Consider the following 13,796-nt stretch of genomic DNA (forward strand, 5'->3'; position numbering starts at 1 on the left):
GAAGGTGCCATGCACTGGCAGCTCGCCGCCTTCGATGAGCTGAGTGCCGCCCAGCTCTACCAGATGCTGGCGCTGCGCTGCGAGATCTTCGTGGTGGAGCAGGACTGTGCCTATCAGGATCCGGATGGTCTGGATCTGCATCCGCAAACGCGCCATCTCAACCTGTGGCGGGGCGGGCAGCTGCTGGCCACCGCCCGGCTGCTGGGGCCGGGGGCGCAGGCGCCCGGCGAGGTCTGGATTGGCCGGGTGGCGGTGGCCCGGCAGGCGAGGGGGCAGGGGCTGGCCCGGGAACTGATGCGGCGCGCCATGGCGGCGGCGGGCGAGTGTTGGCCCGGACGGCCGCTCAAGCTCGGTGCCCAGACCTATGTGCGGGATTTCTACCTTTCCCTGGGCTTCGTGCCCCTGGGGCCCGAGTACCTGGAAGACGGCATCCCCCACCAGCAGATGGAACTCGGGTGCAACGGATAAGGGCACGCATGGCCGCCGACCGCCAGTTGCTGGCGATACTGCTGCTGGTGCTCGGCAACCTGATCATTTCCTTCGGCGATGTGCTGGTCAAGCTGCTCGGCCGCACCGAGGTCGGGCCTTACCAGTACGTGTTTCTGCGCTTCGTGATGACCTCGCTGCTGCTGCTGCCGTTCTGGTGGCGGCTGCCCCGGGAGCGCAGGGGGCTGGGCCAGTGGAAAGTCTACCTGCTGCGTGGCCACCTGTTGCTGATGGGCTCGGTCTGCGTGTTTGTTAGCCTGATCCATCTGCCCCTGGCCACCGCCAACGCGGTGTTCTACGCAGCCCCCCTGCTGACGCTGCCGCTGGCCGCCCTGCTCAGCCGGGAGCGGGTTCGCCTGCCGGCCTATGGCATCAGCCTGCTCGGTTTTGGCGGCATACTGGTGGTGCTCAACCCGGCCGAGTGGCACTGGGCCGGCTGGGTGGCGCTGCTGACCGCCTTTGCCATGGCGGCCAGCAATGTGCTGGTGCGCCGTCTGCCCCAGGGGCGTTCGGTGCTGGCGACCCTGTTTCTGACCCAGGCGCTGGCGATACCGGTGAGTTTTGCCCTGGCCCTGCCGGACTGGCAGCCGGTCGGGGCCGAGGTCTGGTGGTTGCTGGTGGGCAGTACCCTGCTCGGCATCGTCTACCAGGGGGTGTGCGTGCAGGCCTACGCCATGGCCGAGGCCAGCAAGATCGCCGCCAGCGAGTATTCGGGGCTGATCTTCGTCACCCTGATGGGCATGGCGCTGTTCGCCGAGTTCCCCGACTGGAACCTCTATCTGGGGGCCATCATTGTCATTCTCGCCATCGGCCTGCAACGGCGACTGCGCTGACGCTTTAGCTTGAAGCTTGAAGCCCGAAGCTGGAAGACAAACAGCATTGCTGTGGGTTGGTGGCTTCATGCCTGCACCGCCGAGGCCGCGGTTCAAGGCAACCTTAAAAACCACTCGGGCAGCTTTCGGCTTCCGGCTCACAGCTTAACGCTTTCTTTTCCCCCGGTTATCCCTTACACTACGCGGCCTTAAAATCAGTCATTAAACATACGTTCCTTGCCTCCGCTGGTGTGACTGAGCCCGCGCCGAGGCTATAACCCGTAAGGAGCAATCCATGCGTCATTACGAAATCGTATTCATGGTTCACCCTGATCAGAGTGAACAGGTTCCCGGCATGATCGAGCGCTACACCGGCGCCATCACCACCTCCGGTGGCCAGGTTCACCGCCTGGAAGACTGGGGTCGCCGTCAGCTGGCTTACCCGATCAACAAACTGCACAAGGCCCACTACGTTCTGATGAACGTGGAAGCCGACCAGGCCGTGATCGACGAGCTGGAAACCAACTTCCGCTACAACGATGCCGTGCTGCGCAACATGATCATGCGCACCAAGCAGGCGGTTACCGAGCCCTCCGAAATGGCCAAGGCCAAGGAAGAGCGTCAACCCCGTCGTGACGACGCTCGTGTAGAAGCCGCTGAATAATTCACGTTTTAGCTGAGGAAGAAAATCATGGCACGTTATTTCCGTCGTCGTAAGTTCTGCCGTTTCACCGCTGACGGTGTTACCGAGATCGATTACAAAGACATCGCTACCCTGAAAAACTACATCACCGAGTCCGGTAAAATCGTACCGAGCCGCATCACCGGCACCCGCGCCAAGTATCAGCGCCAGCTGGCCCGTGCGATCAAACGCGCTCGTTACCTGGCCCTGCTGCCTTACACCGATCTGCACAAGTAAGCAGCGGCCTAACTCGCTCCATTAAAGAGGAAAGGTAATAATGCAAGTTATTCTGCTTGATAAAATCGCCAAACTGGGTGGCCTGGGCGACCAGGTAACCGTCAAGTCCGGTTACGCTCGTAACTTCCTGCTGCCCCAGGGCAAGGCCGTGCTGGCCACCAAGGACAACGTAGCGGCCTTCGAAGCCCGCCGCGCCGAGCTGGAAGCCAAGCTGGCCGACCAGCTGGCCGCCGCCCAGGCCCGTGCCGATCAACTGTCCGCCCTGGAAAACGTGGTTATCGCGTCCAAGTCCGGTGACGAAGGCAAGCTGTTCGGCTCCATCGGTGCCCGCGACGTGGCCGACGCCATCACCGCTGCCGGCGTGGCCGTGGCCAAGAGCGAAGTTCGCCTGTACGACGGCGTGCTGCGCAACGTTGGCGAATACGAAGTGGGTGTGCAACTGCACGCCGACGTCAAAGCCACCGTCAAGCTCCAGGTGGTTGCCGCCTAAGTCTGGCTGCTGCTTGAAAAAACCCGCGCTGGTCGCGGGTTTTTTATTGCCCGCAATAAGGCTAAAGTGGGGGAAAACCCCAACGGAGGCAAGCCGATGGCAGAGTGGATCAGGGGCAGGGTCAAGGCGCGCAGGCAATGGTCGGACAGTCTGTTCTCCCTGGTGGTGGAGGCCGAGGTGGCACCCTTCAAGGCCGGCCAGTTCACCAAGCTGGCGCTCGAGACCGAAGAAAAAAAGGTGGCCCGGGCCTATTCCTATGTCAATGCCCCGGGGCAGGATCCCGAATTTTACCTGGTCACCATTCCCGAAGGCCAACTGACCCCTCACCTGGCGGGACTTGCGGCAGGAGACGAGGTGCTGGTGCAGCGCCAGGCAGCCGGCTTCCTCACCCTGGACGAGGTGCCGCCGGGGCGGGATCTCTGGCTGATCGCCACCGGCACCGGGGTCGGCCCCTTCGTGTCCATACTGGCCGAGGGCGCTTGCTGGGAGCGGTTCGAGCATATCGTGCTGGTGCACGGGGTGCGTTTCACCGATGAGCTGGGATACCGGGAGCGGATCCTGGCCCTGACCAATGATCGCGCCGGCTTCCATTATGTCCCCTTCGTGTCCCGGGAAGCGGCGGCAGGCGCCGAGCCGGGCAGGATCACCCAGGCCATCGCCGATGGCCGGCTCGAAGCCCGGGTCGGCTTGTCCTTCAGCCCCGAACACAGCCGGATCATGCTGTGCGGTAACCCGCAGATGGTGCGCGATAGCATCCAGGAACTCAAACGCCGGGGGCTGGAAAAGCACCTGCGCCGCAGGCCAGGCCAGATCCTGATGGAAAATTACTGGTGAACACAAAGCCGCAAGCCTTAAGCTGGAAGCTTGAAGCAGCCCGAATTACTTCAGCTTCCGGCTTCCAGCTTGGTTTCACCGGGTCAGGTATATCATCAGGCTGAGGAAGGCGGCCAGCCCCCAGCCCAGGCCGATAATCCAGTAGAACACCCTGGCGCCCTGCTGGATGGGGATGCGGTTATAGAGCAAGAACAGGTACCAGAACAGGGCCGGGATCAGGGGGAGCAAGAACAGTCGGGTCATAGCAAAGGGCCTTTTGGTGAATCGCGTCCGGTTTGATGTGGCGGTTATCCATCTGTGCACTGTATCAATAGAGCATAGTCGAGCCAATTATCATTCAGGGCCGGTATGGAGCCATGCTATGGTGCGTTCAGTCCCGTGGCTCATCGAGAATGCACAAGGAGCGAAACATGAAACAATTGGTCATCCAGGCCTTTGGCGATGCGGATCAACTCAAGTTGACCGAGGCGGAACGGCCGGCCCTGGCGCCCGGCCAGGTCCGGATCAGGATGCACTATGCCGGGGTCAACCCCATCGATGCCAAGACCCGTGCCGGCCTCGGCTGGGGGGCCCAGGCCATAAAGGACAAGCTGCCCTGGTCACCCGGCTTCGAGGTGATGGGCTCGGTGCTGGAGCTGGGGGTGGAGGTCAACTGTTATCAGGTGGGGGACCGGCTGTTCGGTCTGGTGGCCGGTGGCGGCTACGGTGAAGAGCTGGTGGTCGAGGCCGAGGAACTGCTGCTGGTGCCGGAGGGGGTCAGTGATGAAATGGCCGCCGGCCTGTCCCTGGCCGGCGCCACCGCCTGGCAGGGACTGACCGATCATGGCGCCCTCCAGGCCGGTGAGCGGGTATTGATCTCCGCCGCCGCCGGCGGTGTCGGCCACCTGGCGGTGCAGCTGGCCAAGGGCCTGGGTGCGACCGTGGTGGCCCTGGCCTCGCCCGGCAATCACGACTTTTTGCGAGGCCTCGGGGCGGACGAGGTGATCGACTACCGGGATCCGGCCGCCCTGGATGCCCTGGCGCCGGTCGATCTCTTCTTCGACCTGGTGGGCGGAACTTCCGGTGAAACACTTTTGTCTCACCTGAAGCCAGGTGGCCGGGTGGTGACGGTACCGACCATCACCGCCCCGCAAGTGATCGCCGCCGCCGAGGCGCGCGGCCTCAAGGCCACCGGCATGCTCAGGCGCATCGACAATGAGCATCTGGATATACTGGCGGGGATGATAGCCGATGGCCGGCTGAAGGTGGAGGTGAGCCACGTCTTCCCCCTGGCCGAAGGCCCGGCGGCCCATCGCCAGATTGAAAGCGGCCACACCCGCGGCAAGGTGCTGTTGCGGGGCTGAAAGCCCGGCTTGTTCACTTAAGGAAACACCATGAAGTACTGGTCCCTGTTGTTGCTGTTGTGTCCCTTGCTGGCGCCCGCCGCCCCCGTGCTGGTGGCGGAGGTCGACAAGGGACAGGATGAGCTGGTTATCCCCTACCGGATGTACCGGCTGGACAATGGCCTGACCCTGATCCTCAATCAGGACGACTCCGATCCCCTGGTGCACGTGGAAATGACCTATCACGTGGGTTCGGCCCGGGAAGAGCCGGACCAGACCGGCTTTGCCCATTTTTTCGAGCACATGATGTTCCAGGGCTCCAAGCACGTGGGCGATCAGGAGCATTTCCGCCTGATCAACGAAGCCGGCGGCACCATGAACGGCACCACCAACCAGGACAGGACCAACTACTTCCAGACGGTGCCCGCCAACCACCTGGAGAAGGTGCTCTGGCTGGAGGCGGACCGCATGGGGTTCCTGCTGGAGGCGGTGAGCCAGCGCAAGTTCGAGATCCAGCGGGACACGGTCAAGAACGAGCGGGCCCAGCGGGTCGACAACCAGCCCTATGGCCTGGTGGGCGAGCGCATGGGCGAGCTGCTCTATCCGCGTGACCACCCCTACAGCTGGCAGCCCATCGGTTATGTGGAGGATCTGGACCGGGTCGACGTGAACGATCTCAAGGCCTTCTTCCTGCGCTGGTACGGCCCCAACAACGCCACCCTGGTGATCTCCGGTGACTTCGATGTCGACCAGACCCTGGCCTGGGTGGACCAGTATTTCGGCCCCATCCCCGCCGGCCCCGCGGTCGCGCGGGCCGAGCCCCGGCCGGCCCGGCTCGAGCAGAGCCGGCACCAGACCCTGGAGGATCCCCGCATCCGCCTGCCCATGCTCTATGTTTCCTATCCCACCGTCTATCTGGGCCATGAGCAGGAGGCGGCGCTGGACGTGCTGGCCAATGTGCTGGGTGGTGGCAAGAGTTCGCTGCTCTACCAGCAACTGGTGGAGAGCGGCAAGGCGGTGGGCGCCGGCGCCAGCCACTACTGCGCCGAGCTGGCCTGTACCTTCAGCATCTGGGCCTACGCCAACCCGTCCCGGGACGGCTCCCTGGCTGGCCTCCAGCAGGAAATCGACCGCATCATCGCCGCCATCCACGAGCGGGGTATCGATGCCGACGACGTCGACAAGGCGGTGACCCAACTGCGGGCCGAGCTGATCCTGGGGCTCGACAGCAGCCAGGGTAAGGCGCGGCAACTGGCCCTGGGCCAGGTGCTGAAGGACGATCCCCTCTACGTCATCAACGCCTGGCGCCAACTGGCGGCCACCACGCCGGCCGACGTCCGGGCGGTCTACGGCCAGTACCTGCAGGATAAACCCAAGGCAAGCTTAAGCGTGGTGCCCAGGGGCAAGACCGAATGGCAGGCGGCTGAGCCGGATTACCGGACGCCCGAGCGGCAACTGCCCGAGCGGGACCATATCGACGAACTGCCGCTGCGCGAGGTGGTGGACAGCTTCGATCGCAGCCGGATGCCGGAGGCGGGGGCGCCGGTGCAGGTCCGGGTGCCGCCCTTGTGGCGCCACACCCTGGACAACAACATCCAGCTGCTGGGCACCCTCAATGACGAGATCCCGGTGGTGTCGGTGATACTGTCGCTGCCCGGTGGCCAGCGGGCCGAGGTCGAGGGCGAGGAGGGGCTGGCGGCGTTGACCGCGGCCATGATGAACCAGGGCACGGCCCGGCTCACCAATGGCGAATTCAGCGAGGCGCTGGAGCGCCTGGGCGCCAGCGTCAATGTCCGCAGCGGCTTTTATACCAACCTTGTCGAGGTCACCAGCCTGACCGAAAACCTGGCCCAGACCCTGGCCCTGGTGGAGGAGCTCTTGTTCAGCCCGGGCCTGCGCGAGCAGGATTTCGAGCTGGTCAAGGCCCGTATGCTGGAGGGCATGGCCCAGAGCCGACACCAGCCTTCCTGGCTGGCCCAGCATGGTTTCCGCAAGCTGATGTACGGCGATACCCGCATGGGGCAGCCGGACGACGGCCGGCCGGAGACGGTGGCCAGGCTGACCCTGGCGCAGGTGAAGGACTTCTACGAGCGTTTCTACAACCCGGCCAACGGCCATGTAATAGTGGCCGGCGATCTGGCGCCCGAACAGGCCAGGGAGGCCTTCGCCTTCCTCGGCCGCTGGCAGGGCGAGGCGGCCGAGCTGCCGCCGGTGCGGGTGGCATCCCAGCCGGCCCGTGGCGGCATCTATGTGGTGGACGTGCCCGGCGCCGTGCAGTCGGCGTTGCGTATCGGCCGGCGCGCCCTGCCGCTGGACGCCACCGGCCCCTTCTTCCATGCCAACCTGATGAACTTCAACCTGGGCGGCAACTTCAACAGCCGCATCAACCAGAACCTGCGGGAAGACAAGGGCTTTACCTACGGCGCCAATTCCTTCTTCACCGGCAACCGGGATGCGGGGGTGTTCGTGGTGGCCACCGACGTACGCGGCGACGTGACGGCCTCGGCCATCGAGAACATACTGGCGGAGTTCGCCCGCTTCAAGGCCGAAGGTCCCAACCCGGCAGAGCTGTCCTACCTGCGCAGCAGCTATTCCCAACAGGACGCCCTGGCCTATGAAACCCTGAGCCAGAAAGCCGGTTTCCTGTTGCAACTGGCGATGATGGAGCTGTCGCCGGATTACCTGAGCGAGCAACAGCGGATAGTGGCCGCCATCGACGGCGTTCGCCTGACCGAGGTGGCCGGCCAATGGCTCAAGCCCGACGACATGGTGATAGTGGTGGTCGGCGACAAGGCAAAACTTGAAAAATCGCTGGCGCAACTCAATCTTCCGGTGCAGGATTTGACCATTGACTGACGAGGCCACCGCCTCCCGCGGGTCCGCCTCGGCGGCCCGCGCCACAGAGTAACCATAATGACAGAAACAACCCTTTCCCTGGCCGAACGCATCCTCGCCCTGCAGGCTCCCGAGCGGCTGCCCGCCATCAAGGGCATCCGCCGCGGCATCGAGCGCGAATGCCTGCGCATCACCCCGGACGGTCACCTGGCCCAGACTCCCCACCCGGCCAGCCTGGGCTCGGCCCTGACCCACGCCAACATCACCACCGACTTTTCCGAATCGCTGATGGAGTTCATCACCCCGGTGTCCGACTCGGTGGAGATACTGCTGGCCCAGTTGACCGATATCCACCGTTACACCGTGCGCCACCTGGACAACGAGCAGCTGTGGCCGCTCAGCATGCCCTGCCTGCTGAAGGGGGACGAGCACATTCCCCTGGCCCGGTACGGCAGCTCCAACATCGGCCGGATGAAAACCCTGTACCGCCAGGGGCTGCACCACCGCTACGGCAGCCGGATGCAGGTGATCGCCGGGGTGCATTTCAACTTCTCCATGCCCGACAGCTTCTGGAGCGAGTGGCATCAGTTGGAGGGCAACGGCGGCTGCCTGCAGGATTTCGTGTCCGAAGCCTATCTGGGGCTTATCCGCAACGTCTACCGTTTCGGCTGGCTGATCCCCTACCTGTTCGGCGCCTCGCCGGCCCTGTGCGGTTCCTTCCTCAAGGGCAAGGATCATCACCTGCCGTTCGAGCGCCTGGGCAAGGGCACCCTCTACCTGCCCTACGCCACCTCGCTGCGGCTGTCGGATCTGGGCTATACCAACAACGCCCAGGCCGGGCTCAATATCTCCCTCAACAGCCTGGATCAGTACGTGGCGTCCCTGCGCCGGGCCATCGGCACCCATGCGGCGGAGTTCGCCAAAATCGGGGTGAAGGTGGACGGCGAATACCGCCAGCTCAACGACAATGTGCTGCAGATAGAGAACGAACTGTACGCCCCCATCCGCCCCAAGCGCACCACCGAGAGCGGCGAGAAGCCCTCACAGGCGCTGGACTCGCGCGGGGTGGAATACATCGAAGTGCGCTCCATCGACGTCAACCCCTTCGCGGCGGTGGGCATAGATCAGGCCCAGATCCGCTTCCTGGATACCTTCCTGCTGTGGTGCCTGCTGACCCCTTCCGCGCCCCTGGGCGAGGAGGAGATCGCCCTCAACCGGCGCAACTTCACCAAGGTGGTGCTGGAAGGGCGCAAGCCCGGGTTGGAACTGGAGGTGTTCGGCGGTGAACACCTCGGCCTGCAGGCTTTGGGTGAGCGCTATTTCGAGGAACTGGCCGATGTCGCCCGGTTGCTGGACTCCTGCTGCGGCCGGGGCTGCTACCGGGAGGCGCACCGCCAGCAACTGGCGGCCATCCGGGATCCCTCCCTGACCCTCTCGGCCCGGGTGCTGAAGGCGCTGCAGGATACCGGTCAGGATGTGCTGCCCTTCGGCCTGGCCCTGTCCGCCCGCTACCACGAGCAACTGCTCAACAGCCGTCCCCGCTACTGGGAGGACAGCTACTTCGATGAAGAAGGTGTGCGCTCCCTGGCCCGTCAGCGCAAGATAGAACGCGCCGACACCCTGAGCTTCGACGACTTCCTGAGTGCCTACTTCAGCGACCAGCAGTTGTGAGTCTGATGGCTTTCTGAAAACAGCAGGCCCCGCCAAGGCGGGGCCTGCTGTTTTTGGGAAGGGAGAAGCCTCAGCCGGCGGGGAAATTGGCCCTGAGCACCGCCTTGGCGTTGTTGGCCATGTCGGTCAGGCCCAGCCGCTCATAGGCGTCGGCCATGATTTCCAGGGCCGGTTTCATGGTGTCGGTATCCGGGTAGGACTGCACCACGAACTTGGCCCTGTTGGCGGCCGCCAGCCAGGCGCCGCGTTTCACGTAGAACTGGGCCACCGCCAGATCGTACCTGGCCAGGCGGTTCTTCAGGCTGATCATCCGCGCCCGGGCATCGGCGGCATAGACGCTGTCCGGATGCTGGCGCAGCAGCTGGCGGAAGTCGGCGAAGGCCTGGCGGGCATAGGCCGGATCCCGATCGGCCCGGTCGATATTGAGCAACTCCTGGAAGAAGTTGTAGTCGGTGGCCATGTTGGTCAGGCCGCGCATGTACTGGGCGTAGTCCACGCTGGGGTGGTTGGGGTTGAGGCGGATGAAGCGGTCGATATTGGCCAGTGCCCGGGCGGTATCGTCCTGCTTGTAGTAGGCGTAGATGAGATCGAGCTGGACCTGGTTGGAGTAGGCGCCAAACGGATAACGGGAGTCCATGGCTTCCAGCAATTCGGCGGCGCGGATAAAGTTGCCCGCCTGCAAGCGCTCCTGGGCCTCCTGGTAGAGTACCTCGGGCGGCTCATCCGGCACCGCATCCTTCTTGGTGCTGGAACAGCCGGCGGCGGCCAGCGCCAGAGTAAGAGTCAGGGTGAGCCATACGCTTCGTTGTTTAGCCATTGAATGAGTCCATTTTTGCGAGTCGGAAACTAAGTAAGCGGAAACTGATTAAGCTCAGCGTCAAGAACCGTTAGAATACCCAATTAAATTTCTTTTGGTAACCAGTGGTCTCTATGAGCCAGCAAATCGAACTGAGCGGCGTGGTCGCCGATCATCAATACGGTCAACGCTTGGATCAGGCGTTGGCGGAAATGTTCCCCGATTATTCCCGATCCCGCATAAAAACCTGGATCCAGCAGGAGCAGGTGCGGCTGGATGGCGAAGTCGTGAGCAAACCGCGGGAAAAGGTGTTGCCGGGGCAGCAGGTGCTGGTGAACGCCGAGCTGGAAGACGAGGTGCGGTTCGAGCCCGAGGCCATTGAGCTCAACATCGTCTACGAAGACGACCATATCCTGGTGATCAACAAGCCCGCCGGCCTGGTGGTCCATCCCGGCGCCGGCACTCCGGACGGCACCCTGCTCAACGCCCTGCTGCACCATTGTCCCGCCATCGCCGAGGTGCCCCGGGCCGGCATAGTGCACCGGCTCGACAAGGACACCACCGGCCTGATGGTGGTGGCCAAGACGGTGCCGGCCCAGACCCACCTGGTGGCCGCCCTGCAGGCACGGGACATCACCCGGGAATACGAGGCGGTGGCCATCGGCCACATGACCGCCGGCGGCACCGTGGACGCCAATATCGGCCGCCACCCCACCCAGCGCATCCAGATGGCGGTGACCCCGACCGGCAAGCCGGCGGTCACCCACTACCGGGTGATGGAAAAGTTCCGGGCCCATACCCGGTTGCGGTTGCGGCTCGAAACCGGCCGTACCCACCAGATCCGGGTGCACATGGCTTACCTCAAGCATCCCCTGGTGGGGGATCCCGTTTACGGCGGCCGGCTCAAGCCGCCGCGCGGCGCCAGCCCCGAGCTGCTGGAATTCCTGCGCGGCTTCAAGCGCCAGGCGTTGCACGCGGTGATGCTGCGCCTGGCCCATCCCGTCAGCGGTGAACTGATGGAATGGCACGCCCCGGTACCCGAGGACATGATAGCGCTGGTTGAGGTGCTGCGCGCCGACACCAAGGCCAATCCGGACGAGCTGGTATGGATGTGATACTGCCCGACTGGCCGGCACCGGCCAATGTCTGCGCCGCCCAGAGCTGCCGTCAGGGCGGCGTGAGCCAGGCGCCCTTCAACAGCCTCAACCTGGGCGCCCATGTGGGCGACCGGGTCCAGGATGTGGCCACCAACCGGGAACGGCTGGGTGCCTGCCTCAACCTGCCGGCGGAGCCGGTATGGCTGGAGCAGGTGCACGGCACCCGGGTGCTGATCCTGCCGACGGCGGATCAGGATCGCACTGCCGACGCCGTGGTCACCCGCACCCCGGGTCAGGTGTGCGCCGTGATGACCGCCGACTGCCTGCCGGTGCTGTTCTGCGACGACGCCGGCACCGTGGTGGGGGCGGCGCATGCCGGCTGGCGCGGCCTGGCCGGCGGGGTGCTCGAGGCCACCCTGGCGGCCATGCAGGTTGATCCCGATAGGGTGCTGGCCTGGATGGGGCCGGCCATCGGGCCCCGGGCCTTCGAGGTGGGAACGGACGTCAGGGAAGCCTTTATCGAGCACTCGGCGCTTGCGGCCGATGCCTTCGTGCCCAGGGGCGACAAGTGGCTGGCGGATCTCTACCACCTGGCCCGGTTGCGGCTGGCGGCGGCGGGGGTGCACCATATTTACGGCGGTGAACACTGTACCCACAGTGAAGCGGAGCGCTTTTTCTCCTACCGGCGCGACGGCCGCACCGGCCGCATGGCCAGCCTGATCTGGCTGGATTAGCAAAAACTTATGTTGTAGCCGGTTGAAATCCGGCCACAACCCCCCATCTTTAGTATCAGTAATCACTCTTTTGCTCCCGCCGCCGAGCGGCTCTTTCGAGGAGAATGCTGATGCGTCTTGATCGTCTGACCAGTAAATTCCAACTCGCCCTGCAAGACGCCCAGTCCATGGCGCTGGGGCGGGATCACGCCTACATCGAGCCCAGCCACCTGCTGCTGGCCATGCTCAACCAGGAAGGCGGTACCCTGCGCCCGCTGCTGACCACCGCCGGGGTGGACAGCAACAGCCTGCGGGTCGAACTCGACAAGGCCCTGGGCCGGTTGCCCAGGGTGAGCGGCGGCGACATGGACGTGCAGGTATCGCCGGTACTCGGCCGGTTGCTCAACCAGTGCGACAAGCTGGCCCAGCAGCGCAAGGATGCCTACATCTCCTCGGAACTCTTCCTGCTGGCGGCGCTGGACGACAAGGGCGAGCTGGGCGAGCTGCTCAAGCGGGTGGGGCTGACCAAGGACAGGCTGACCCAGGCCATCGATCAGGTGCGCGGCGGCCAGAAGGTGGACGATCCCAACGCCGAGGAAAACCGCCAGGCGCTGGAAAAGTACACCATCGATCTCACCGAGCGGGCCGAGCAGGGCAAGCTGGATCCGGTGATCGGCCGGGACGATGAAATCCGCCGCACCATCCAGGTGCTGCAGCGGCGCACCAAGAACAACCCGGTGCTGATCGGCGAGCCCGGGGTGGGCAAGACCGCCATCGTCGAAGGCCTGGCCCAGCGCATCATCAACGGCGAGGTGCCGGAAGGCCTCAAGAACAAGCGGGTGCTGTCCCTCGACATGGGCGCCCTGGTGGCCGGCGCCAAGTATCGGGGCGAGTTCGAAGAGCGGCTCAAGGCGCTGCTCAACGAGCTGGCCAAGGAAGAGGGGCAGATCATCCTCTTTGTCGACGAACTGCACACCATGGTCGGCGCCGGCAAGGGCGAGGGCGCCATGGATGCGGGCAACATGCTCAAGCCGGCCCTGGCCCGGGGCGAGCTGCATTGCGTGGGCGCCACCACCCTGGACGAATACCGCCAGTACGTGGAGAAGGACGCGGCGCTCGAACGCCGATTCCAGAAGGTGCTGGTCAACCAGCCGACGGTGGAGGACACCATCGCCATACTGCGCGGCCTGAAGGAGCGCTACGAGCTGCACCACCATGTGCAGATCACCGATCCGGCCATCGTCGCGGCGGCGACCCTGTCCCACCGCTATATCGCCGATCGCCAGTTGCCCGACAAGGCCATCGACCTGATCGACGAGGCGGCCTCCAGCATCCGGCTGCAGATCGACTCCAAGCCCGAGCCGCTGGATCGGCTCGATCGGCGCATCATCCAGCTCAAGCTGGAAGAACAGGCGCTGCTGAAGGAAGACGACGAGGGCAGCCGCAAGCGGCTGCAACTGATCCGCGACGAACTGGCGGAGAAGGAACGGGAATACGCGGAGCTGGACGAAGTCTGGAAATCGGAAAAGGCGGCCCTGGCCGGCACCCAGCATATCAAGGCCGAGCTGGAGCAGGTGCGGCTGGAACTGGATGTCGCCCGACGCGCCGGCGATCTGACGCGGATGTCCGAGCTGCAGTACGGGCGTATCCCCGAGCTGGAAAAACAGCTGGACCTGGCCGCCCAGGCCGAGATGCAGGAGCAGCACCTGCTGAAAAACCGGGTTACCGATGAAGAGATCGCCGATGTGCTGTCGCGCTGGACCGGCATTCCGGTGGCCAAGATGCTGGAAGGGGAGAAGGAGAAGCTGCTGCGCATGGAAG

Annotated in this window: 14 protein-coding genes (1 of these 14 cut by a window edge); 12 read left to right on the forward strand and 2 right to left on the reverse strand. The window is 64.4% G+C overall.

All coding sequences use genetic code 11. From position 1 onward, the window contains the following. The first annotated feature begins 9 nt into the window (after positions 1–9). The 6 genes from AN401_RS02855 to AN401_RS02880 all read left to right on the forward strand — a co-directional run bounded on the left by AN401_RS02855 (position 10) and on the right by AN401_RS02880 (position 3,541). Positions 10–468 carry a GNAT family N-acetyltransferase gene (locus tag AN401_RS02855; protein WP_096778487.1) on the forward strand — a complete coding sequence of 153 codons (459 nt, stop codon included), beginning with the start codon at positions 10–12 and terminating at the stop codon, positions 466–468. After that, a complete protein-coding gene (locus AN401_RS02860) occupies positions 456–1,319 on the forward strand; it encodes a DMT family transporter (protein WP_096778488.1) in 864 nt (287 codons plus the stop codon). Before AN401_RS02855 ends, AN401_RS02860 begins: the two co-directional genes overlap by 13 nt. Before the next feature lie 274 nt (positions 1,320–1,593). Beyond that, entirely contained in the window at positions 1,594–1,962 is a 369-nt protein-coding gene (rpsF, locus tag AN401_RS02865; RefSeq protein WP_094040829.1) for a 30S ribosomal protein S6, read from the forward strand. Between the two features lie 27 nt (positions 1,963–1,989). Continuing rightward, positions 1,990–2,217, forward strand: coding sequence for a 30S ribosomal protein S18 (gene rpsR / locus AN401_RS02870; RefSeq protein ID WP_014291460.1), 228 nt, complete (start codon positions 1,990–1,992; stop codon positions 2,215–2,217). Between the two features lie 40 nt (positions 2,218–2,257). After that, a complete protein-coding gene (gene rplI, locus AN401_RS02875) occupies positions 2,258–2,707 on the forward strand; it encodes a 50S ribosomal protein L9 (RefSeq protein ID WP_094040830.1) in 450 nt (149 codons plus the stop codon). 96 nt (positions 2,708–2,803) lie between these two features. Beyond that, the gene (locus AN401_RS02880) at positions 2,804–3,541 is read left to right on the forward strand and encodes a ferredoxin--NADP reductase (protein WP_094040831.1); all 738 of its coding nucleotides are present in this window, start codon (positions 2,804–2,806) and stop codon (positions 3,539–3,541) included. A 75-nt stretch (positions 3,542–3,616) separates the two neighbouring features. Here AN401_RS02880 and AN401_RS19650 read toward each other — a convergent pair whose 3' ends face one another. Beyond that, entirely contained in the window at positions 3,617–3,784 is a 168-nt protein-coding gene (locus AN401_RS19650) for a hypothetical protein (RefSeq protein ID WP_157772145.1), read from the reverse strand. A gap of 167 nt (positions 3,785–3,951) precedes the next feature. On the opposite strand from AN401_RS19650, the gene AN401_RS02885 reads away from it, so the two are divergent. From AN401_RS02885 to gshA, 3 genes are read left to right on the forward strand one after another with little or no spacing between them, the layout of a single operon-like run. Further along, positions 3,952–4,884 carry an NADP-dependent oxidoreductase gene (locus AN401_RS02885; RefSeq protein WP_096778489.1) on the forward strand — a complete coding sequence of 311 codons (933 nt, stop codon included), beginning with the start codon at positions 3,952–3,954 and terminating at the stop codon, positions 4,882–4,884. A gap of 30 nt (positions 4,885–4,914) precedes the next feature. Next, positions 4,915–7,719, forward strand: a complete 2,805-nt coding sequence (locus AN401_RS02890; RefSeq protein ID WP_096778490.1) for a M16 family metallopeptidase — start codon at positions 4,915–4,917, stop codon at positions 7,717–7,719. A 57-nt stretch (positions 7,720–7,776) separates the two neighbouring features. Beyond that, positions 7,777–9,369 carry a glutamate--cysteine ligase gene (gene gshA, locus AN401_RS02895; RefSeq protein WP_096778491.1) on the forward strand — a complete coding sequence of 531 codons (1,593 nt, stop codon included), beginning with the start codon at positions 7,777–7,779 and terminating at the stop codon, positions 9,367–9,369. A gap of 70 nt (positions 9,370–9,439) precedes the next feature. Here the strand turns inward: gshA and AN401_RS02900 are convergent, their stop codons facing one another. Then, complete coding sequence (locus tag AN401_RS02900; protein ID WP_094040835.1) at positions 9,440–10,186, reverse strand: outer membrane protein assembly factor BamD; 747 nt, start codon at positions 10,184–10,186, stop codon at positions 9,440–9,442. Positions 10,187–10,299: 113 nt separating this feature from the next. Here AN401_RS02900 and rluD point away from each other — a divergent pair, with 113 nt between their 5' ends. From rluD to clpB, 3 genes are all read left to right on the forward strand, one after another. After that, entirely contained in the window at positions 10,300–11,280 is a 981-nt protein-coding gene (rluD, locus tag AN401_RS02905; RefSeq protein WP_094040836.1) for a 23S rRNA pseudouridine(1911/1915/1917) synthase RluD, read from the forward strand. Continuing rightward, positions 11,271–11,996, forward strand: coding sequence for a purine nucleoside phosphorylase YfiH (yfiH, locus tag AN401_RS02910; RefSeq protein ID WP_096778492.1), 726 nt, complete (start codon positions 11,271–11,273; stop codon positions 11,994–11,996). Before rluD ends, yfiH begins: the two co-directional genes overlap by 10 nt. A gap of 110 nt (positions 11,997–12,106) precedes the next feature. Next, a protein-coding gene (gene clpB / locus AN401_RS02915) for an ATP-dependent chaperone ClpB (RefSeq protein ID WP_096778493.1) crosses the window boundary here: on the forward strand, positions 12,107–13,796 show its 5' portion. 884 nt of this gene lie beyond the right edge of the window; the window shows 1,690 of its 2,574 coding nt (coding positions 1–1,690); it begins with the start codon at positions 12,107–12,109; its stop codon lies beyond the right edge, outside the window.

The sequence above is a fragment of the Zobellella denitrificans genome (genome assembly GCF_002407485.1).
In the GTDB taxonomy this organism is placed as follows: domain Bacteria; phylum Pseudomonadota; class Gammaproteobacteria; order Enterobacterales; family Aeromonadaceae; genus Oceanimonas; species Oceanimonas denitrificans.

What these genes read in the sequence shown, in the direction of transcription:
- AN401_RS19650 (WP_157772145.1), bottom strand. Translation starts at nt 3,784, where the DNA reads ATGACCCGACTGTTCTTGCTCCCCCTGATCCCGGCCCTGTTCTGGTAC.
- rpsR (WP_014291460.1), top strand. Translation starts at nt 1,990, where the DNA reads ATGGCACGTTATTTCCGTCGTCGTAAGTTCTGCCGTTTCACCGCTGAC.
- rluD (WP_094040836.1), top strand. Translation starts at nt 10,300, where the DNA reads ATGAGCCAGCAAATCGAACTGAGCGGCGTGGTCGCCGATCATCAATAC.
- AN401_RS02855 (WP_096778487.1), top strand. Translation starts at nt 10, where the DNA reads ATGCACTGGCAGCTCGCCGCCTTCGATGAGCTGAGTGCCGCCCAGCTC.
- AN401_RS02880 (WP_094040831.1), top strand. Translation starts at nt 2,804, where the DNA reads ATGGCAGAGTGGATCAGGGGCAGGGTCAAGGCGCGCAGGCAATGGTCG.
- rplI (WP_094040830.1), top strand. Translation starts at nt 2,258, where the DNA reads ATGCAAGTTATTCTGCTTGATAAAATCGCCAAACTGGGTGGCCTGGGC.
- gshA (WP_096778491.1), top strand. Translation starts at nt 7,777, where the DNA reads ATGACAGAAACAACCCTTTCCCTGGCCGAACGCATCCTCGCCCTGCAG.
- yfiH (WP_096778492.1), top strand. Translation starts at nt 11,271, where the DNA reads ATGGATGTGATACTGCCCGACTGGCCGGCACCGGCCAATGTCTGCGCC.
- AN401_RS02900 (WP_094040835.1), bottom strand. Translation starts at nt 10,186, where the DNA reads ATGGCTAAACAACGAAGCGTATGGCTCACCCTGACTCTTACTCTGGCG.
- rpsF (WP_094040829.1), top strand. Translation starts at nt 1,594, where the DNA reads ATGCGTCATTACGAAATCGTATTCATGGTTCACCCTGATCAGAGTGAA.
- AN401_RS02890 (WP_096778490.1), top strand. Translation starts at nt 4,915, where the DNA reads ATGAAGTACTGGTCCCTGTTGTTGCTGTTGTGTCCCTTGCTGGCGCCC.
- AN401_RS02885 (WP_096778489.1), top strand. Translation starts at nt 3,952, where the DNA reads ATGAAACAATTGGTCATCCAGGCCTTTGGCGATGCGGATCAACTCAAG.